General features: G+C 35.1%; 18 protein-coding genes, 1 tRNA gene, 2 pseudogenes and 1 CRISPR repeat array. Of the genes and pseudogenes, 6 read left to right on the top strand and 15 right to left on the bottom strand.

Annotated elements, in window-relative coordinates:
• Positions 1-142: 142 nt before the first annotated feature.
• The 5 genes and pseudogenes from F1847_RS00545 to F1847_RS00525 form a co-directional block, all read right to left on the bottom strand.
• Positions 143-385, bottom strand: a complete 243-nt coding sequence (locus tag F1847_RS00545) for a transposase (protein WP_150071168.1) — start codon at positions 383-385, stop codon at positions 143-145.
• A 7-nt stretch (positions 386-392) separates the two neighbouring features.
• Positions 393-449 (bottom strand): annotated as a pseudogene (locus tag F1847_RS09470) (hypothetical protein); the annotation flags it as partial.
• Positions 425-775, bottom strand: coding sequence for a hypothetical protein (locus tag F1847_RS00535; protein WP_150071166.1), 351 nt, complete (start codon positions 773-775; stop codon positions 425-427). The pseudogene F1847_RS09470 and the gene F1847_RS00535, both read right to left, overlap by 25 nt.
• A 57-nt stretch (positions 776-832) precedes the next feature.
• On the bottom strand, positions 833-1,237 hold the full coding sequence (locus F1847_RS00530; protein ID WP_150071165.1) for a PIN domain-containing protein: 405 nt from the start codon (positions 1,235-1,237) through the stop codon (positions 833-835).
• Positions 1,234-1,503: an AbrB/MazE/SpoVT family DNA-binding domain-containing protein gene (locus F1847_RS00525; protein WP_150071164.1), complete on the bottom strand. Its 270-nt coding sequence runs from the start codon at positions 1,501-1,503 to the stop codon at positions 1,234-1,236. Before F1847_RS00525 ends, F1847_RS00530 begins: the two co-directional genes overlap by 4 nt.
• A gap of 191 nt (positions 1,504-1,694) precedes the next feature.
• Between F1847_RS00525 and F1847_RS00520 the strand changes: the two genes are divergently transcribed.
• Positions 1,695-3,701, top strand: coding sequence for a glycosyltransferase (locus F1847_RS00520; protein ID WP_150071163.1), 2,007 nt, complete (start codon positions 1,695-1,697; stop codon positions 3,699-3,701).
• Positions 3,702-3,946: 245 nt separating this feature from the next.
• Complete coding sequence (locus F1847_RS09465; protein ID WP_150071162.1) at positions 3,947-4,102, top strand: transposase; 156 nt, start codon at positions 3,947-3,949, stop codon at positions 4,100-4,102.
• A 202-nt stretch (positions 4,103-4,304) separates the two neighbouring features.
• On the opposite strand, the pseudogene F1847_RS09460 reads toward F1847_RS09465, so the two are convergent.
• From F1847_RS09460 to F1847_RS00495, 4 genes and pseudogenes are all read right to left on the bottom strand, one after another.
• Positions 4,305-4,558 (bottom strand): annotated as a pseudogene (locus F1847_RS09460) (transposase).
• Between the two features lie 45 nt (positions 4,559-4,603).
• Entirely contained in the window at positions 4,604-4,750 is a 147-nt protein-coding gene (locus F1847_RS09170; RefSeq protein WP_168194223.1) for a hypothetical protein, read from the bottom strand.
• Between the two features lie 383 nt (positions 4,751-5,133).
• Positions 5,134-5,205, bottom strand: a tRNA-Gln gene (locus F1847_RS00500).
• 215 nt (positions 5,206-5,420) lie between these two features.
• Complete coding sequence (locus F1847_RS00495; RefSeq protein ID WP_150071161.1) at positions 5,421-6,161, bottom strand: sulfite exporter TauE/SafE family protein; 741 nt, start codon at positions 6,159-6,161, stop codon at positions 5,421-5,423.
• A gap of 300 nt (positions 6,162-6,461) precedes the next feature.
• A CRISPR array of direct repeats spans positions 6,462-8,164; the repeat unit is 35 nt; unit sequence GTCGCAATCCCTTTTTAAGTAGGGCAGGTTTCAAC.
• Positions 8,165-9,002: 838 nt separating this feature from the next.
• Here F1847_RS00495 and F1847_RS00490 point away from each other — a divergent pair.
• Both F1847_RS00490 and coaBC read left to right on the top strand, forming a co-directional pair.
• A complete protein-coding gene (locus tag F1847_RS00490) occupies positions 9,003-9,443 on the top strand; it encodes a hypothetical protein (protein WP_150071160.1) in 441 nt (146 codons plus the stop codon).
• Positions 9,444-9,471: 28 nt separating this feature from the next.
• The gene (gene coaBC / locus F1847_RS00485; RefSeq protein WP_168194222.1) at positions 9,472-10,683 is read left to right on the top strand and encodes a bifunctional phosphopantothenoylcysteine decarboxylase/phosphopantothenate--cysteine ligase CoaBC; all 1,212 of its coding nucleotides are present in this window, start codon (positions 9,472-9,474) and stop codon (positions 10,681-10,683) included.
• On the opposite strand, the gene ahbD is transcribed toward coaBC, so the two are convergent.
• The 6 genes from ahbD to F1847_RS00455 form a co-directional block, all read right to left on the bottom strand.
• The gene (gene ahbD / locus F1847_RS00480) at positions 10,644-11,714 is read right to left on the bottom strand and encodes a heme b synthase (protein WP_150071158.1); all 1,071 of its coding nucleotides are present in this window, start codon (positions 11,712-11,714) and stop codon (positions 10,644-10,646) included. The genes coaBC and ahbD overlap by 40 nt on opposite strands.
• A gap of 13 nt (positions 11,715-11,727) precedes the next feature.
• On the bottom strand, positions 11,728-12,783 hold the full coding sequence (locus F1847_RS00475) for a metallophosphoesterase (RefSeq protein WP_240702801.1): 1,056 nt from the start codon (positions 12,781-12,783) through the stop codon (positions 11,728-11,730).
• Between the two features lie 131 nt (positions 12,784-12,914).
• Positions 12,915-13,940, bottom strand: coding sequence for a phosphate ABC transporter substrate-binding protein PstS (gene pstS / locus F1847_RS00470; RefSeq protein WP_150071156.1), 1,026 nt, complete (start codon positions 13,938-13,940; stop codon positions 12,915-12,917).
• 4 nt (positions 13,941-13,944) lie between these two features.
• Complete coding sequence (pyrE, locus tag F1847_RS00465; protein ID WP_168194221.1) at positions 13,945-14,904, bottom strand: orotate phosphoribosyltransferase; 960 nt, start codon at positions 14,902-14,904, stop codon at positions 13,945-13,947.
• A complete protein-coding gene (locus F1847_RS00460) occupies positions 14,904-15,191 on the bottom strand; it encodes a FeoA family protein (RefSeq protein WP_150071154.1) in 288 nt (95 codons plus the stop codon). The genes pyrE and F1847_RS00460 overlap by 1 nt, the downstream gene beginning before the upstream one ends.
• A gap of 14 nt (positions 15,192-15,205) precedes the next feature.
• A complete protein-coding gene (locus tag F1847_RS00455; protein WP_150071153.1) occupies positions 15,206-15,640 on the bottom strand; it encodes a Fur family transcriptional regulator in 435 nt (144 codons plus the stop codon).
• A 281-nt stretch (positions 15,641-15,921) separates the two neighbouring features.
• On the opposite strand from F1847_RS00455, the gene glp reads away from it, so the two are divergent.
• Complete coding sequence (gene glp / locus F1847_RS00450) at positions 15,922-17,154, top strand: gephyrin-like molybdotransferase Glp (protein WP_150071152.1); 1,233 nt, start codon at positions 15,922-15,924, stop codon at positions 17,152-17,154.
• Between the two features lie 96 nt (positions 17,155-17,250).
• On the top strand, positions 17,251-18,642 hold the full coding sequence (locus F1847_RS00445) for an alginate export family protein (RefSeq protein ID WP_150071151.1): 1,392 nt from the start codon (positions 17,251-17,253) through the stop codon (positions 18,640-18,642).
• The last annotated feature ends 29 nt before the right edge of the window (positions 18,643-18,671 follow it).

Below are 18,671 nucleotides of genomic sequence, written 5' to 3'. Positions count from 1 at the left end.
TAAAACGCCATAGGAAGAAAAGAAAGTGATCTTTAAAGTGACAGAGGAAGAAGATTTTGACGATGTATTTTAGAAATTTCATTTTTAGAAATTTCTTGAGTAAACTTAATAAAATTCTTGAGTAGCACTCATAGTGTCCCTTTTATTGTGTAAAAAATTTTCCGGGAAAGGCATGGTAGTTCCCCAATTCAATTTCATTAAACCCTCTTAACTTCCTTGAGTTTAACCTCTCATTCAGTTCTTTCAAGATTAAATATAACAACCTCTCAACAGAGCCTTCATCCGGAAATACTTCTATTACCTTTATCCTCCTTTTTATCTCTTTCGCTAACCCCCTTCCCTTCAGACCCAAATATCCAAAATCCAAGTATTTCTCTTCTCCCATCAGACTTTATCCCTAAAGCTAAATATACTGGCTCCTTTGCTACCTCATTTCGCCGAATAGACAAATAAGTTCTTTAACTTCATCTTCAGTCACCTTTATTAACCGGGAAATGCTTTTCAGCCCTCCTTCTTTCAGGAAGTAGGAAGACACGAAAAGTAAATCTCTGGTATAAAAACCATTTGCATAGGCTTCTTGCTCTTCTAAATAAATCCTTCTTTCTTCAAGCATAAGGTTTTCTAAAAGGTTTTTAATAAGATTGTTGACTTCTTGCTGAAAAAAGTTTAGAATCCTTTCTATAGGTTGTTTTGTTAAAGTTTTAGTTTTTTCTTTCACGGTAGCTTCCCCTCCTTTCTGGTAGTTTTGGTTATTATGCATTGGGGAAGCTACCATACCCTTCCCTTTCCCTCAAGTCTTTACACAATTAATGAGACACTACCTAGCAATTTATTAAGGAACTAATCTTTTTACTTCTGGAAGTTCGTCAAAATCTTCGTCGTATGAATAAATTTCTTTTACTTCATGTTCTAACATAAAAAAATAATTAAAAAGGTCTGCAAAAGAGACGTTTGTATTAGGAAATACTTCTAAAGTTTTTTCAAAAACAGCTTTATAAGGTAATTTCAACCCTCTCAAATTAATTAGAGGCAAAACTAAATTCTTTATTTCCTCTTTTGGAAGTTTATAATACTTTTGAAGAGTAAATATCAATTCAAAAATCACTAACGGGCTTGTAATTACTTTTTCTTCTCCCTTTTCTATTTTCTTTAATAAATCTAAAACCTTATAGGCCTTTTCTTCATCATCTTTTGTAAGATAACGAGGGAAAATATTGGTATCTAAAAATTTTCTCATTTAAGTTCCTCTATCACATTTTTTGCCATTTCTTTTTCCACGAAATTTCTTATTTCTTTGAAATTTTCTGGCTTCCTAAGTGCTTTTACTTTTCCAAAATTTTCTTCAAGTTTTGATTTTAAAGGAACAATTTTTACTTCATTTCCTTCAACTATAAAACCTATCCTTTCTCCAGATTTTACTTCAAGAATTTGTCTTATTTTTTTAGGTAAAGTAATTTGAAACTTTTTAGTAAGAACTGAGGAACTTGCAAGATTTTTAGTCATTCCTTACCTCCATTAAAGTATTACCTTAGTTTTAGTATTATAATTCTTTATAAAAATTATTCAAGTATTTAGGTAAGGTTGCATAGTGTCCCTTTTGACGATGTATTTTAGAAATTTCATTTTTAGAAATTTCTTGAGTAAACTTAATAAAATTCTTGAGTAGCACTTTAAAAGTGTTATAATAGTTTTTCGTGAGCAATATATCGAAAATAAAAGTTGATGAACGACATTTGAAATTTGAAGCCGTTTGGCATGACTTAGAGCCAGGATATTACCTAATAAGAGGAATTTTTAAATCTGATAAAGCTCTTTGTGAAGGAAAAATAATTATAAAATCTTCTAAAAAAGAACTTTGTTGGGTTCTTCCTATACCAAGAAGTGGAAGAATAAATCACATAGTAAACGCAGGTTCGTCAAAAATAGAATCGTTAAGTATACAAATTCCAATTACTAAAAATACGGTAATTCACGAAAAAATTTCTATAAGAAAGCTAAACTTCTTAGAAAAATTTGCCCACTTTTATAGAAGGATTTTGGGAATTTACTTTTCTAAAAGTCCTGCCACCAAAGAATTGCGCAAAGTTGTGAAAACGTCTTTACTTAGAGCTCTTTTAAATCCCGAAAAAGCTTATTACAGAATTAGTGAATTAAGACACAGAAGAATATGTGGAGCCAAATCTTATGAAGATTGGTTAAAAGCTTACCGAGAAGACGAGCTATTGTTTTGGAAAAAGAAAAGAAAGTTACCAAAATCACCTTCAATCCTTCTCGTAGTTATTCAAAACGAAACTGAGCAGTTAAAAAAAAGAACTATAGAATCTATTAAAAATCAAATTTGTAAACCAGAAAAAGTTGTTTTCTGTACCTCAGAAAACATAGAAAAAATCTTAAAAAAGGTAAAGGAAGATTACGTAATTTTTCTTGAAGAAGGAGACGTTTTGAGTCCGTCAGCTATACGTACTTTTAAGCACTTTGCTTTTTATAAAGACTATCCAGATGTTATCTATGCTGATAACGATTACTTTGACGAAAATGGAAATCCAAGGGATCCACAATTTAAACCAGATTGGGGTCCTGAATACTTCTTTGAATACGATTACATTCAATCTCCTGTAGCTTTTAAAAGGGAGATTTTAACGGACGTAAAGGAATTTGGTTCTAACTATGAAATCATTCTTCAAGCTCTTAAAAAGAAAAACTTAAAGATAAAACACATTCCTGCCTTGCTTTTAACGAAGACCAAAACAATTGAAAATAGATACGTTCAAAAGCTTAACAAGCTAAAAGAATATTTTGGGAAAAAAGCAGAAGTACTTTCCTCTAAAGGTTCAAATACTTTTAGAATTCTATACAAAATTAGTGAATATCCTAAGGTGTCTATTATCATCCCTACAAAAAACAAACCAGAGTTAATTAAAAACTGTATTAGAAGTTTGCTTGAAAAGACAATTTATCCAGACTTTGAAATTGTGGTAGTAGACAATGGATCAACAGATAAAGAAGTGATTGATTTTTATTCGGAATTAAAAAATGAAAGAAGGATTAAAATTTTAAGTTATGACATGCCTTTTAATTTTTCTGCATTAGTAAACTTTGGATTATCTAAAGCTGAAGGAGACGTTGTTTGTTTACTTAACAATGATGTTGAGGTAGTAAATGATAATTGGTTAGACGAAATGATGAGACATGCTACGAGAAAAGAAGTTGGCATAGTTGGAGCAAAGCTTTTATATCCTGATGGAACCATTCAACACGGTGGCGTAATAATGGGTATTTGGAATGGAGCAGACCATGCTTTTAAAGGTGAAAGCGACGGAATTGGATATATGTATCGTCTTTGCACAGTCCAAAATTATTTAGCAGTTACGGGAGCTTGCATGATGTTTAGAAAAAACGTCTTTTACGAAGTAGGAGGATTTGACGAAGAATTTAGAGTTGATTTTAATGACGTTGATTTTTGTCTAAAAGTTTATGAAAAAGGTTATAAAGTCATCTGGACTCCTTATGCAGTTTTAATCCACTACGAATCTCAATCAAAAGCAAAAGTAAAAGATAAAAAAATCGCCGAAAAGGAAATAAGACTTTTAAAAAAGAGGTGGAAAAAATACATAGAAAGGGATCCCTTTTACAATCCTAATCTAACAATTTACAATACAAACTTTGACCTAAGCTACCTTCCACAATTTCTCGCTTTGTAAAAACATTAAAAACGTTTGTTTTTTAAAGTGAATTTTAAGTTTTTTCGTAATAACTTTTTATCCTTGTAAAAACCTGTGTAAAAAAAACGTGAAAACCCACCATTTAATTTTACTAACTGCTATGTTATTATCATAATACACGGCAAGTTCTTTTTACAAAGCTTTATGAAGGTTTTTAACAAATTGAACGAAAAGAAAAATAAAGGACGCAGGAAATTGTGGTAAGAGAATTTTGATGATCTTTTATGTTTTTTGAATTTCCATTTGAGATAAAGAGGTTTATTTATACAACGAATCAACTTGAGAAGCTTTTTGAGGAAGTGAAACGGGGACTCAGAGTAATGGAATTTCTTTCAGATGAAGAGAATGTGGAGAAGATTTTATTTCTTATCTTTTTTTGAGCTTAGTGAGAAGCTTTCAAAAAGAAGACTTTCGGGTTTTGAATTTATATTTTTTGATAATACCTTTAAACTTTTTTGTCTCCTAGTCTATTCCTTCCACCTCCTATTAGTATTTTGCATATTATAAATAAGACACAAATTTAATCTTACCCCCTCCCTCCGTCATGTTTTATTCCCAAAGATAAATATACCGGCTCTTTTTCTACTCCATTTCGTCGAATAAATAACTTCCGTCTAAAAATATCGCAAAATATTTCTCTGAAAATGGTCTTCCCCTCCAAGCCTTTACTTCCTCCTCTGCAACCTTTATTAATCGGGAAATGCTCTGAGAAGAATAGTATGAACCATAGATCCTTTCTAAAACTGAGAAATCTTTCTTGTGCTTACTCCTACTGCATAAAGATTTACAACTACTTCTGTAAGGTCTAAATCAGCCCTTCTTCTTTCAAAAAGTATAATAGGACGAAAAGACTTTTTCTGACTCGAGGCACTCTTAAGCCTTCATTTTACTCCATCCCATACTAATTCTTCTTCCCTCAAGCATAAGGTTTTCCAAAAGTTTTTAAGCAGCATGTTGACCTCCTGGTGAAACAAGTTTAAAATCTCTTCTAAGGAATGAAAAGGTAGGTTTAGCTTTTGTTGTTTCATGGTAGCTTCCCCTTCTTTTTTGTAATTTTTGTGGTGTTAGCCTTTAGAAAAGCTACCATACCCTTCCCTTTTCCTCAAGGCTTTACACAATTAATGAGACACTAACTTTTTTCTCGCCCTTTTTCTCTAACGTGTGTTCTAAATACCAATTTTCCTTTAATCAGGTAGAGGTTTTTTATGCCTTTATACATTGTATATACATTTTTTTGAGTTTTTTTAAGTTCAAAAAAGCTTTTTTTATATATTTAAAAAAATTGGTGTGGTGTGGTAGGTTCGGTGTTTCTTCTACACCTGATAAAAAGCCAGATTGCTCTGGGGGTTTGTTGCAGAAAATTTTAGTTGTGAAGGTTGGACTTGAATCGGCACAGAGCTTTTATTTTCAGCTGGGGGAGGAGGACTCGAACCTCCACTCGTGGATCCAGAGTCCACTGTCCTGCCAATTAGACGATCCCCCAACACCTTTATTTTAAAAATTATAATATTTTCTGTTTTTGTCAATAGTGATCCACCGAAATATATCTCTTGATTATTTTTGTATCTTCATATTATATCCTATTTTGGACAATAGACCTAAAGTCATTATTTCTGTTTCAGCTTTCCAAAAAAAGGCCTCTCAAGTTGTTCTGTCAAGGTTATAAAAGTTCGGTCTTTAGACCTAACGTAGTTGGTGTTATTTGAAAAACAAGGTAGTTATTTTATAGGCGGTTACGATTACGATGAGAGTGGCAAAGATTTGTTTAATTCTTTTACTTGGAACATAAAGACTTGTGGCTCTCGCTCCAAGATAAGAAGCAACAGCTCCTACAGTTATTAACGCTATGGTAAGTGTAAAGTTCCAATGGGCAGTGCTTATATGAGGGAGAAGGGCAGAAAATGAAGGTGGACAGACGGCAAAAGCATTGATACCTGCCGCTCGTTTAGGATCAAATCCACATATAATAAGGGTCGGCATAAGTAAAAAACCTGGTCCAACGCCAAGAAGTCCGCTTAAAACCGAGATTGGAACAGCTAAAATTGCTGCTAACTTAAAGTTTGTCTTATCTTCCTTAACGGCTTTAATCGGTTTAAAAAGTCTGTAGGCAAGATAAAGGACTGAAAAGAAATAGATTACCCAGATTATATCTTGAGAAATATAGTGAGCCAACACCGCACCCACAGGTGCCGAAAGGGTAGTAATAATAGAAAGGTAAATGGCTTTTTTCCATTCAATAAACCCACTTTTAGCAAAGCCTAAAGCACTGAGAAGGGCTGTAACCCCGTTTAACAAAAGACTGAGAGGTTGTACTTGGTGCACAAGGTCATCCATGAACAAGCCCAAAAAGGGGATGGCAGAAAAAGCTACCCCAAGACCAATCATTCCTGAAACAAAAGCAAGAATAAAAATCCCAATAATAATTATTATACTTTCCATAGACAACCTTTCTTAAGACTTTTAAATTTTTAATTATATAAATGTATAAAAACTTTTTTAGGGCCCTTATTATTAACTTTTTTAGGTCTGGATTTTAATCCTTTTTCTTTTACCTCCGCTCAATTTTTTTCTGTCCAAGGTCTGCACAAAAAGCTATTACTGGGCACTCATACCTTTCTATAAGCCATTTTAAGATTACTAAATATCAAGCCAACCAGAATAAACTAAAACTACTTTTAAAAGGTTTCAAGAAACCCCATTAAAACGTGCTTAAATTTTGGAAGATCAGGCGGAGCCACCGTCGCAATCCCTTTTTAAGTAGGGCAGGTTTCAACAGGGGGTAGAGGTATGGTTTTAAAAGAGCTTTTAAAAGAAATGTCGCAATCCCTTTTTAAGTAGGGCAGGTTTCAACAAAATAAAAGTAAATGAAATAGAAATTTCAGAAGAAATATTGTCGCAATCCCTTTTTAAGTAGGGCAGGTTTCAACTCTTAGTGATAAAGTAATAATAGTCTTTTGCAAGGTAGAGTCGCAATCCCTTTTTAAGTAGGGCAGGTTTCAACCTAAAGAATACGTTTATAATCATAGAAATATTTTTAATGGTCGCAATCCCTTTTTAAGTAGGGCAGGTTTCAACACAAAAAAGTTGAACCAGCAGGAGGTCGCAAAAATACTTGTCGCAATCCCTTTTTAAGTAGGGCAGGTTTCAACAAAAAACAGGACTAACAACTTTGAATTATATCATAGAAAAAGTCGCAATCCCTTTTTAAGTAGGGCAGGTTTCAACAGGGGGTAGAGGTATGGTTTTAAAAGAGCTTTTAAAAGAAATGTCGCAATCCCTTTTTAAGTAGGGCAGGTTTCAACATTCAGAATGGGGTGGTGCAAAGAAGGGGATGCCCCTGGTCGCAATCCCTTTTTAAGTAGGGCAGGTTTCAACAGATGAGAAAGAAGGATGGATCGTAATCAAAGAAATAATTTGTCGCAATCCCTTTTTAAGTAGGGCAGGTTTCAACAAGGTTTATTTTTCGAAGTAGAAATTTGCGGGGAGGTGTATTTGTCGCAATCCCTTTTTAAGTAGGGCAGGTTTCAACTTAAGAGGTACCGAAAAATCACAAAAAATGAAAGATTTTCTCGTCGCAATCCCTTTTTAAGTAGGGCAGGTTTCAACAAAAAAGATGCCTTAACACTTACAAACACCGTTTTCGAAGTCGCAATCCCTTTTTAAGTAGGGCAGGTTTCAACTGGACTAAGTTAGACGACAACCGTGGGGAGTTGATTGAGAGGTCGCAATCCCTTTTTAAGTAGGGCAGGTTTCAACTTATATGAAGACTTTAATATCAAAAGAGAGTTTTTATTTAGCAAGTGTCGCAATCCCTTTTTAAGTAGGGCAGGTTTCAACTGATGTACCAGGTGGTAGTTATTGCGGTCACCCGCTGCAGTCGCAATCCCTTTTTAAGTAGGGCAGGTTTCAACAAAGAAATCGAAGAAAAACTACGAACCGAACGAGAAAAATGTCGCAATCCCTTTTTAAGTAGGGCAGGTTTCAACCATTATTTATAAGTTTTGAAAGATTTCTCCCATTGAAAGGAGTCGCAATCCCTTTTTAAGTAGGGCAGGTTTCAACCGAAGTAATTCGAAGTATAAATAATCCGTACATTTACAAGTCGCAATCCCTTTTTAAGTAGGGCAGGTTTCAACCTAAAGAAATCGCAAAATTGTTAAGAGATACAGAAGGCAAGTCGCAATCCCTTTTTAAGTAGGGCAGGTTTCAACAATGAAAGCATGGTATATCATAATTAAAAACAATTTATTTGTCGCAATCCCTTTTTAAGTAGGGCAGGTTTCAACTTTTTGACTTTTGAAAAAAAATTAAATTTACGCGGTCACGAAAGGTCGCAATCCCTTTTTAAGTAGGGCAGGTTTCAACTTATGGAAGTAATCCAGCTGCAGTAATTTATGATTTACTTGTGTCGCAATCCCTTTTTAAGTAGGGCAGGTTTCAACCCTAACTACTTAAAACCTTGATTTTATCAAGGTTTTTAAAATTTAGTATAAAACTAATTTTTACAAAACAGCCCCTCGCAACCCGCATGAATTCTAACCTCCAGAGCCAGCGATACAAACTTTTTCTTACATAAAATCAATAATTTATAAATATACCTTTTACCTCTTCTAACTGCGATTGAAACTCAAAAACACAGCCTTTAAAACCACCCTTTGCAATCCACATAATTACTTGCTTGTAAGGTAGCCTGTTTTTCATATAGTTGTTTACTAAATATACTTACATACACCCTTAACCAAATCACACCATCCCCATAATTTTCCCCTTGAAACTTTTGCCTTTTCACCTGCCCTGCCCGGCTATTCTATTGTCAAAGAACAACCTTTATTGTTTAATATTAACACAAAAATTTTTAAAAAACAAACCTCATTTTTTCCCAATCTGTCCCGATTTTTAGTATTTTACCCTTAGAATTTATTCTAAACACAGAAATTCTAAAATTTTTTTCCTCTTCCTAAAACAGCTTTTTATTAAACTTCTTTTGCTTCTAAAGTAAAAAAAAACACTCCTTTGCACATGAGGTCAAAGTTTTTTTAAGTTGCAAGACACTTTTAGAAAAAGCTTTTTCTGGACCTAAATAGTCGGTATATCCTTAATCTGTTTATGGTTAAAGTCTACTTAAAAACCTGAAAATTTTCAAAAATCTTTTTTTTTACTACCTGTCATCTTTTAAAAACTTTCTCTTTCGGTATTTTGACGTTTTTTTTAACTTTGACAAAACTGCGTTTATATTTATAATATTTTTATATTAAAAAGTTCTTTCGGAGGGGTTAAAAGATGAAAAAAATGTGGGTATTTCTCTGTTTAGTTTTAACCTTTTTTCTGACAACCAACTCTAAAAATCTTTTTGCACAAGAGGTAATAGATGTAAGCAAGGAAATCAACATAACCGGTGCTAATAAAGACCTTGTTTATTTTCCTGTGCCTTTTATTCCAGTATTAAAAGACCTTAGTTATCAAGGAGAACAAAGTGCCCTTTTAAAAACCGGCAAAGTAATCACAGGCATGCTTGTTTTCAAAGGAAACTACAAGGCTAATTCTTTGTTAGAATTTTATAAGGTCCAGATGAAAAACAACGGTTGGGAAGAAGTAGGGAGCTTTACCTCAAAAATTACTTTTATCGCCTATAAACGCCCTGAAGGACAAGCCTTTATCTCGGTTTCTGAAAGATATTTCTCTACAGAATTAAGAATCGTAGTTATTCTTAATCAAAACTAATTTTAAATATTTTTATAAGGAGAGAAAATTGTTTGCTAACGGATTTAAGGGAAAAAATGTACTTGTTGGGCTTACAGGCGGAATAGCCATCTATAAAGTTTGTGAGCTTATAAGAAAATTTAAAAACTCTGGGGCTAATGTTAAGGTCATATTATCTAAAGGGGCAGAAAAGTTTGTAACGCCTTTACTTTTTGCCAGTCTTTCAGGGCAAAAGGCTTATACTGAAGAAGACTTTTTTAAACCAACTGGAGAAATCTTGCATATAGAGCTTGCCAACTTTCCTGATGTGGTGGTGATAGCCCCTGCTACAGCCTCTTTTATAGCCAAATTAGCATCAGGTCAAGCAGATGAGCTTTTACTTTCTACCCTATTAGCTACTAAGGCTCCTGTATACATTTTTCCTGCTATGAACACCAACATGTGGGAACATCCTGCCACCCAAAGAAACATCGAAATTCTAAAAACCTGGGGATATAGAATTTATGAACCTGCTTCTGGAATTCTTGCCTGTGATACTACAGGTAAAGGCCGTTTGCCAGAGGTAGAAGAGATTTTTGAGACCCTGCAAGCCCATTTCGTTAAAAAAACGCTTCTTAATCACAAGGTTTTGATTACCGGAGGTCCCACTAAAGAATATATAGACGAGGTGAGGTGTATCACCAACGATTCCTCTGGTAAAATGGCTTTTTTACTGGCTAAAGAGGCTTATTACCGCGGGGCGGAAGTATATCTTATCTGGGGAGGTAAAGACCTACCAGGTGTTTTCCCAAGGATAAACGAATTTTTAGGAATTCCTTACCCTAAGGTTTTTCCTGTTTCTACTACTAAAGAAATGTTAGAGGTAGCTAAAAGAATTTTTCCTAAATGTAGGTTGGCAATCTTTGCTGCGGCTCCTTGTGATTTTAGACCAAAAACTGCTTTTAAAGGCAAGCTAAAAAAACAAGAGGTGTTAACCTTAGATTTAGAGCTTACAGAGGACATAGCTAAAACCCTTTCTTCTCAAAAAAAGCCAGACCAAATAACCATCGGTTTTGCCTTAGAAAACCCTGAAAATTTAGAAAAATATGCCCTTACCAAAAAACAAGAGAAAAACTTTGATTTAATCGTAGCCAACCCTATTAGCACTTTATCGGCTGAAATATCTGATTTTATCGTTTTTACTCCCAAAGACAAACTTTATTTTAATCAAGTTTCAAAAGACTACTTAGCCAAAGTTTTATTTGATTTAGTTGGTGTATAAGGGCAGAGAGGTTCTTCTTCTAAGTAGTCACCTGTAGCTTCATAGGCCCTGGCACGACAACCACCACACACCCTTATATATTCACACCGTCCACATTTACCTTTATACTTAGAGAAATCTCTAAGATTATTGAAAACCTCTGAATTTTCCCATACTTCTTTAAAGGTTTGTTCTCTTAAATTTCCGCAAGGAACCTCTAAATAGCCACAGGTTTGAACTATACCTACATGAGAGATAAAGCAAAAACCTGTGCCAGCAAGACAACCTCTGGTCATAGCATCAAGCCCAAAGTTTTCAACGGTTACTTCTTTGCCTTCCTTTTTTGCCTTTTGTCTTAAAATCCGGTAATAGGTAGGAGCACAAGTAGCCTTAAGCTGAAGGTTGCATTTATCTCTTTGCTCATAAAACCAGCCCAAAAGTTCTTCGTATTTTTCTGGGCTGATGGTGTCTATGGCTAAGTCCTTACCCCTTCCTACAGGGACCAACAAAAAGATATGATGGGCCACTGCTCCTAAAGTTTTAGCAAGCTCGTGCACCTTAGAGAGTTCCTCTAAATTCCAAGGTGTGATTGTAGTGTTTATCTGGAAAGGAACCCCAAATTTTTTTAAATTTTCTATTCCTTTTATAGCTCCTTCAAAAGCCCCTGGTACCTTTCTAAACCCGTCGTGGCTTTCTGGAGTGCTTCCGTCAAGACTAATACTAACCCTGGAAATACCAGTCTCTTTAATTTTTTGGGCTATTTCTTCAGTAATTAAAGTCCCGTTGGTAGCAAGCACCGGCTTAAACCCTAAGTCTATCGCTTTTTTAGCTATTAAAAATAGGTCTTCTCTCAACAAAGGTTCTCCGCCTGTGAGAATGATTATAGGTTCTGCTACTTCTTTTATCTCCTCAAGGATTCTAAAAACCTCTTCTGTGGTAAGTTCGTTAGAATAAGGACCTTGAGAGGCTGCTGCCCTACAATGCACACAATCCAAATTACAACTTCTGGTAAGTTCCCAAGCGATAAGTCTTGGTTTAAACTCTTTTTTCATGATAAAGCCCCTTTTATAAAATTTGATATATTTCTCTTAACATCACCGCTGTACTTTTAGGCTGTTTTTCCTTTTTTAGGTTTATTAATTCTATGATAACCACATCAGGAGGGGTTAAAAATCTCATCGGAGGTCCCCCTGTACCCACTCCTTTTGATACAAAAAGATAAGACCCCTTACCCAAATATTTTAACCCCCTATCGGTTTCATATAAAAACCTTACTAAGAAGGACCCTATCGGTCTATATAAACCTCCATGAGTATGTCCAGAGAGCATAAGGTCAAAATAACCCAAGGTTTCCTTTTTTACCAAAGGTTGATGTTTTAAAACCAAAACAAACTTATCCCGAGGGAGTTTAGACAAAAAGGCGATCTCGTCAAAATCTGTAGTACAGGCCTTAGCATAACGACAATCTTTATCATCAAGCCCGGCTATTACCAGAAAACCACCTACTACCTCTACCTGGTCTTTTAAAAGTTTAAAACCTGACCTTTCGATAAACTCTGAGGCCTCTCTCCAACCTCTGTAATATTCATGATTACCCATGATGGCATACTTACCAAGAGGTGCGGTAATTTTAGCAAGTTCCTCTGCCAAATAGTCCTTTTTTCTCATGTTTCCATCAACCAAATCTCCTGTTTCTAATATTAAGTCTGGTTTTTCTCGTTCCCAAACTTTTTTAACCAGTTCTATCTTCTCTTTTCCTAAAAGAGGTCCTAAGTGTAGGTCTGAAACCTGCATGATTTTAACCTGTTCTATATGAGAAGGGAGTTTATCGGTTTTAACCTGAAGCCTTATAACCTCTAATCCAAGGGTTTCGTAATAACTATAAACCGAAAAACCAAGGGCTAAGGCCAGGGCACCTAACAAAACCTTTTTTGAGGTAAGTGATTTCCAGCGAAAAATCAGGCGTATCAGGTCAAAAACAACACAAAAAAAGAAAAGATAAAACACAAATCCTATCCAAATAAGGACTACAAAGGCTATCCATTTAGAAAAAATAGGTTCTAAGAATCGATCAGCCCACCTGATAAAAACAGGTGAAACCACAAGCCAAACAAAGACCAAAAAGGAAAATTTACGAAGGTTAGCCTTTTTAACTATAGGCTTAACCTTCGTAAAATAAATATAAAGATGAATTAAGCCAAAAAAACAAAAAAAGAACAGTAAAAACCAGAACATGTGGTGTTATAAAGATGTTATGGTTTGACCCCGTTTTCCTCCCAATACTTATAGATTTTAGTCTTTACCTCTTCTGGGAGAGGTACATAGGTTAGCTTTTTAGCTATTTCATCCCCTTGTTTAAAGGCCCATTCAAAAAACTTAACCACCTCCTTGTTTACCTCTCCTTTTTCTTTAGAAAGTAAAATATAAGTTACTCCAGTAATTGGCCAAGCCTTCTCTCCAGGTGTGTTGGTAAGCCAGACATAAAAGTGTTTTTTTGGGTCTAAATCTGCAGCCCTAGCGGCTTCTTTAAAAGACTCTTCAGAGGGAGAAACTACAACCCCTTGTGCGTTTTTTAAACTTACCATAGAAAGCTTGTTTTGAACCGCATAGGCATATTCTATATACCCTATAGTATAAGGAGTCTTTTTTACATAATTAGAGACTCCTTCGTTTCCTTTAGCCCCTACTCCGGTTTTCCAGCTTACCGAAGTTCCTGTCCCTACTTCTTTTTTCCATTCAGCACAAACTTGAGAAAGATAATAGGTAAATATGGCTGTAGTCCCTGATCCATCAGCCCTATAGACCACTAAAATTTCTTTATCAGGGAGGTTTATGTCTGGGTTAAGTTTTTTTATCTCTTGATCGTTAAACTTCTTTATCTTACCTAAAAAGATATAACAAAGGGTTTTTCCGTCTAAAACCAAACTTTTATCTTTAAGCTCAGGTAAGTTAACCACTGGAACGACCCCTCCGATAACCGTAGGAAACTGAAGAAGTTTGTTGTCTTCTACCTCCTTAGGGGTTAAGGGTTTATCTGTAGCACCAAAATCAACGGTTTTTTCGATGATCTGTTTGATACCACCTCCAGAGCCTATAGATTGATAATTGACCTTAATACCTGTAAGTTTATAATACTCATTTGCCCAATTAGCATAAAGAATATAAGGAAAACTTGCCCCTGCTCCGTTAATAAACTTAGAAGCCTTTTCATTACCTCCTTTACAACCAAAAAGTCCTAAAACTAAAATTAAAATCAGAACCAAGGTTTTTAGCTTCATGAATTTACCTCCCTGCACCTTTTTGATAGGCTTTAATGATTTCTGAAAAAGTAAAAATAGATGTAAACTCATACCCTCTTTCTTCTATCCTTTCTCTTCCTCCCTCTTCCCGATCAACAAAAGCCATAACTTTTATGATTTTTATCTTTTCTTTTTCTAAAACCTCGATCGCTTTTAGTAAAGACCCTCCTGTAGTTATTACGTCTTCTACTAAAACTACCTCCATACCAGGATAAAAATTCCCCTCTATTTGCTTAGACGTGCCATATTTTTTAGGCTCTTTCCTTATCAAAAGTCCCTCTAAAGGATAGTCTTCTTCTTGGGCTTTAGAAAGGATGGCACAGACAATCGGGTCAGCTCCGATACTCATCCCTGCAACTCCGTCTACCCCAAGAAACCTTATTTCTTGCCAAAAAACACAACCTACTAGCTCAAAGCTTTTAGAATAAAGGGTCACCTTTCTGCAGTCTAAATAATAAGGACTTTCTTTGCCACTAGCTAAAACAAACGGCTTTTCTGGAGAATAAAGGAAGGCTCTTTCTAAGATAAAATTTAGAAGAGTTTCTCTTTTAGCCTGACGACAGATTTCACTCACAGTCTGTACCAAAGGATTAGCCTTACCTAAAAACCTTCTTAGTTCTTTAAAAGCTCTTTCTTCAGAGGGAAAATTGTAATAGATAAGATTTTTTAAATGTTCAAAGCTTTCAGGAGAAATGTAGGTAAACTTTATACCAAATCCCTTTCCTTCTTCCTTCCTTACCACTATACCTTTGATAAAAATCTTCACCTCAGGGCTTAAAAATAAGACTAAGACCACCTCTTGATTAGGTTCTGGACAAAACTTACTTTCTAAAAATACCCCTCCATAGCTTATGTCTTTTATCTTGGCTGGGTAACTCTCAGTCCCTACCAAAAACTCAACGTCTACAGGAATAGGTATACGAGTAAAAGAGCGTTTTTCCATCAGAACCAACCCCATCTATGTTTTTTTTTCTTACAAGGCTTACATTCACACTCAGGATTAACCACCTTACCCAACAGCTCAACCATTATGTTTTTAGCTACATCAAAACTTATAACTACCTTTGAAGTTTCATTTTTAAGTAAAAAGTTTCTTCCCCAAACTCTTAAAACCTCAAAAACATCCCCCTTTCTTAATCCCATCGCCTCTATTTTTTTTATTATAGCATCTTCTCCTAAAAAGTCTTCTATCTTTACCTTATCTCCGCATTTAGCGTCTATTAACAACATAAAAAATACCTCCACTATCCTGTCTGCCTGCATCTCTGACAGATACCAAAAATTTCAAGATGATAGGTTAAAGGTAAAAACCCTTTCCTTTTCATGTCCTTTTGTAGCAAAATTTCCAGTCTTTCGTCTATCATCTCCTCTACTTGTTTACACTTTATACAAATAAAATGTAAATGCAGTTTTTTCTTTAAAGTAACTTCATAGAAGGATCGGCCATTCTGTCTGTAAACTTCTTGAATATATCCTCCTTCTATCAAAAGAGGAATGGTTCTATAAACCGAAGCTTTTGAAATTTTATGTCCTTTGTTTTTTAAACTGAGATAAACGTCTTCTACATCAAAATGTTTAGTATATTCCAAAATTTCTTGAAAAATTTTCTCCCTTTCTGGAGTATACTTTAAACCTTTAGATTTTATAAAACTTCGAAATTTCCTTATCTCTTCTAACATCCTTTTAACTCCATTTTATTTGATTTTTAAACTCAATTAAATAAATATATAGTATTAACAAAAAACAAAATGTCAAGGGAGGATTGAAGCTAATTAAAAATTTCCTTTAGGATCCCTCTGCCTTATTCTTAAAATAGGTATTCTTAAGATAGAAATAAATTCAGAACCTGTTCCAGCCCCTAAAACAAATGGCTGTTTGAACCTGTGGCTCAGAAGGATAAAAAATTTTAAAAACATCGTGACCTGGTAGTAAATTTTTAAAAACCTATTATAATTTTTCTATGCTTGATAAACAATATCTTACCCTTAAAAATGCCTTAGACCTTCTTTTAGCTAAAATTCCGTTTAAAAGTTTACCCTCAGAAGAGATCCCTATAGAAGAAGCCTATTTTAGGATTGCTGCAGAAGACGTTTTTTCTCCTGAGAACCTGCCAGGTTTTAAGAGGTCTACCGTAGATGGGTTTGCAGTAAGGGCGCAAGATACCTTTGGTGCCAAAGACACTATGCCTGCTTATCTTACGGTAAAGGGAGAAATTTTGATGGGAGCGGTCCCCTCTTTTGAGCTAAATCCTGGAGAAGCCGCCTATATACCTACTGGTGGGATGCTTCCTAAAGGTGCAGATGCCGTGGTAATGGTAGAACATGTAAACGTAGTTTCCTCAGACCTGATAGAAATTTTAAAACCTGTAGGTCCTTTAGAAAATGTAATTTTAGAGGATGAAGACATAAAAAAAGGAGAACTTGTCATCTCTGCAGGAACTAAGCTCAAACCCCATCATATAGGTGGTTTAGCAGGATTGGGTATAACAAAAATAAAAGTAACCGCTAAACCGAAGGTAGGTATTATTCTCACAGGTGATGAAATCATCCCCCATCATGAAAAAGTCTCTCCTGGTAAAGTAAGAGATATAAATTCTTTTACCTTAGCAGGTATGATCTTAGAGGAAGGAGGTATCCCTGTTAAGTTTGGGATAGTAAAAGACGATTATCAGGCTATAAAAGAGTTGGTAACCAAGGCTTACCATCAAACAGACATGGTGCTTATTACCGGCGGAACCAGCGCAGGAACCAAAGACGTAACTGCTCAAGTTATAGATGAACTTGGCCCCCCAGGGGTTCTTTTTCATGGAGTTTCTATAAAACCTGGAAAACCGATTATTGGAGGCTTATGTGGAAATAAACCGATTTTTGGTTTACCAGGCCATCCTGTAGCGGTATATGTTTGTTTTTCCTTTTTAGTAAAGCCAGTTTTGCAAAAGATGATGGGACTTGCCTCTAAAAACTACACCCCTTTTATCAAGGCTAAAATGGCTAAAAGTATACAATCTCAAGCAGGTAGAACTGATTTCATCAGGGTATATCTGGAGGAAAAAGACGGAAAACTCTATGCCGTTCCCCTTATTTCTAAGTCTGGCCTTATTATGTCCTTAGTCAAAGCTGACGGAATAGTCATCATTTCTGAAGACCTTCTTGGTATAGAAAAAGACGAAGAGGTAGCGGTTTTTCTCTGCTAATTTTTTCACAAACCTTTTCCAAAATTTTTTGGTTAACTAATTTATAAAATTACAGTTAACACAAAACTTTTACCTTATTTTAAAAGGGGGAGGCTTATGCGAAAAAATTGGGTTGTCTTTTTTTTATTTTTTTGTTTTTTGGTTTTAAGTCCTGTGATCAGTTTAGCTGTGGAGCATGAATTTGGTGGGTCTTTAAGGTTTCGTTATGAGTTGTGGGATAACATCGTTTCCTTAGGTTATCAAGAAGAAATTAAAAATTCAAACAAAGACCGTAATTTTTTTAGACTGAGGGCCCAGGTTTGGGATAAAATAACCTTTAACAATTCTACCTCTTTTTATGTAAGACTGGCTACTGAACCCAAGTATCATATGGGACCAAACTATTTAATATTAAAAGACGCTCAAGAGAAAAGACATTTTGACCAAGATGAAATCTTTATAGACAACCTCTACTTAGACCTTAAAAAACCTTTAGGTTTACCTGTTAACCTTAGGATAGGAAGACAAGATTTCCTTGGCAAGGACATGTATGGAGAGGGCTTTTTGATTTTAGAAGGAACACCTAACGATGGCTCAAGGTCCTTTTATTTTAATGCTTTAAAAGCCACCTTACTTTTTAACCCTAACCATACGGTAGACATAGTTTTAGTTTCAAACCCTCAAAGAGACGTTTATCTCCCGGTAATACATCCTTCTTATGACGACGGAAAAGACATAAGTTATATCCAGCATAAAAAAAGGCTTACTGGGTCTAATGAAAGAGGTTTTTGGGTTTATGGAAGGCACAAGCTCTCAGAAAAGCTCAACGTTGAACCTTATTATATTTATAAAAAAGAAGAAAAATCACAAGTAATAAGCCATGCAAGCTATATTCATACTATAGGAATGAGGGCGGTCTATAAGCTTGGAGCTTATACTTTAAGAGGAGAGATCGCTAAACAATGGGGTGAATACTCAAACGAGGTTGATAGGTCAGGACTTGGAGGATATGCATTTTTAACCAGAAAGTTTGAAAAATGTCCGGTAAAACCAGAGGTTGAGATAGGTTATGTTTATCTTTCAGGAGACGACCCTAAAACCCAAAAAAACGAAGGGTTCAACCCTCTTTTTTCCCGCGCTCCTATCTGGAATGAACTCATTTTTTATACCTATATCTATGAAACCAGCTCCAAAGGAGGACCTATTCCTGGATACTGGACTAATCTTAAAGCACCGATGATTACCCTAAAATTTTATCCCTACAAAAACACCGAGTTTAAGATAAGTTATCAAAAACTTATGGCAGATGAAAAAGCAACAAGCTCTCCCAGTGGGATGTTTGGAAACGGTAAAAACAGGGGAGACCTTTTGGCCTTTCTTTTACAACATAGGTTTAACCAAAAACTTAGTGGATTTTTACAGTATGAAATCCTAAATCCCGGAGATTTTTATTTTGATAAGTCTAAAAGCGCCAACTTTTTTAGGGCGCAACTCTTTTATCAATTCTAACCTACAAATAATACTTTTCCCCTTAGGCA

The organism is Thermodesulfobacterium sp. TA1 (genome assembly GCF_008630935.1).
GTDB lineage: Bacteria > Desulfobacterota > Thermodesulfobacteria > Thermodesulfobacteriales > Thermodesulfobacteriaceae > Thermodesulfobacterium.
This window is presented reverse-complemented; position numbering and strand designations above follow the sequence as displayed.

Bases quoted from the DNA above. Each gene is read 5' to 3' on its own strand.
- F1847_RS00545 (WP_150071168.1), bottom strand. From the start codon at position 385: ATGGGAGAAGAGAAATACTTGGATTTTGGATATTTGGGTCTGAAGGGA.
- F1847_RS00535 (WP_150071166.1), bottom strand. From the start codon at position 775: ATGGTAGCTTCCCCAATGCATAATAACCAAAACTACCAGAAAGGAGGG.
- F1847_RS00530 (WP_150071165.1), bottom strand. From the start codon at position 1,237: ATGAGAAAATTTTTAGATACCAATATTTTCCCTCGTTATCTTACAAAA.
- F1847_RS00525 (WP_150071164.1), bottom strand. From the start codon at position 1,503: ATGACTAAAAATCTTGCAAGTTCCTCAGTTCTTACTAAAAAGTTTCAA.
- F1847_RS09465 (WP_150071162.1), top strand. From the start codon at position 3,947: ATGTTTTTTGAATTTCCATTTGAGATAAAGAGGTTTATTTATACAACG.
- F1847_RS09170 (WP_168194223.1), bottom strand. From the start codon at position 4,750: ATGAAACAACAAAAGCTAAACCTACCTTTTCATTCCTTAGAAGAGATT.
- F1847_RS00495 (WP_150071161.1), bottom strand. From the start codon at position 6,161: ATGGAAAGTATAATAATTATTATTGGGATTTTTATTCTTGCTTTTGTT.
- F1847_RS00490 (WP_150071160.1), top strand. From the start codon at position 9,003: ATGAAAAAAATGTGGGTATTTCTCTGTTTAGTTTTAACCTTTTTTCTG.
- ahbD (WP_150071158.1), bottom strand. From the start codon at position 11,714: ATGAAAAAAGAGTTTAAACCAAGACTTATCGCTTGGGAACTTACCAGA.
- pstS (WP_150071156.1), bottom strand. From the start codon at position 13,940: ATGAAGCTAAAAACCTTGGTTCTGATTTTAATTTTAGTTTTAGGACTT.
- pyrE (WP_168194221.1), bottom strand. From the start codon at position 14,904: ATGGAAAAACGCTCTTTTACTCGTATACCTATTCCTGTAGACGTTGAG.
- F1847_RS00460 (WP_150071154.1), bottom strand. From the start codon at position 15,191: ATGTTGTTAATAGACGCTAAATGCGGAGATAAGGTAAAGATAGAAGAC.
- F1847_RS00455 (WP_150071153.1), bottom strand. From the start codon at position 15,640: ATGTTAGAAGAGATAAGGAAATTTCGAAGTTTTATAAAATCTAAAGGT.
- glp (WP_150071152.1), top strand. From the start codon at position 15,922: ATGCTTGATAAACAATATCTTACCCTTAAAAATGCCTTAGACCTTCTT.
- F1847_RS00445 (WP_150071151.1), top strand. From the start codon at position 17,251: ATGCGAAAAAATTGGGTTGTCTTTTTTTTATTTTTTTGTTTTTTGGTT.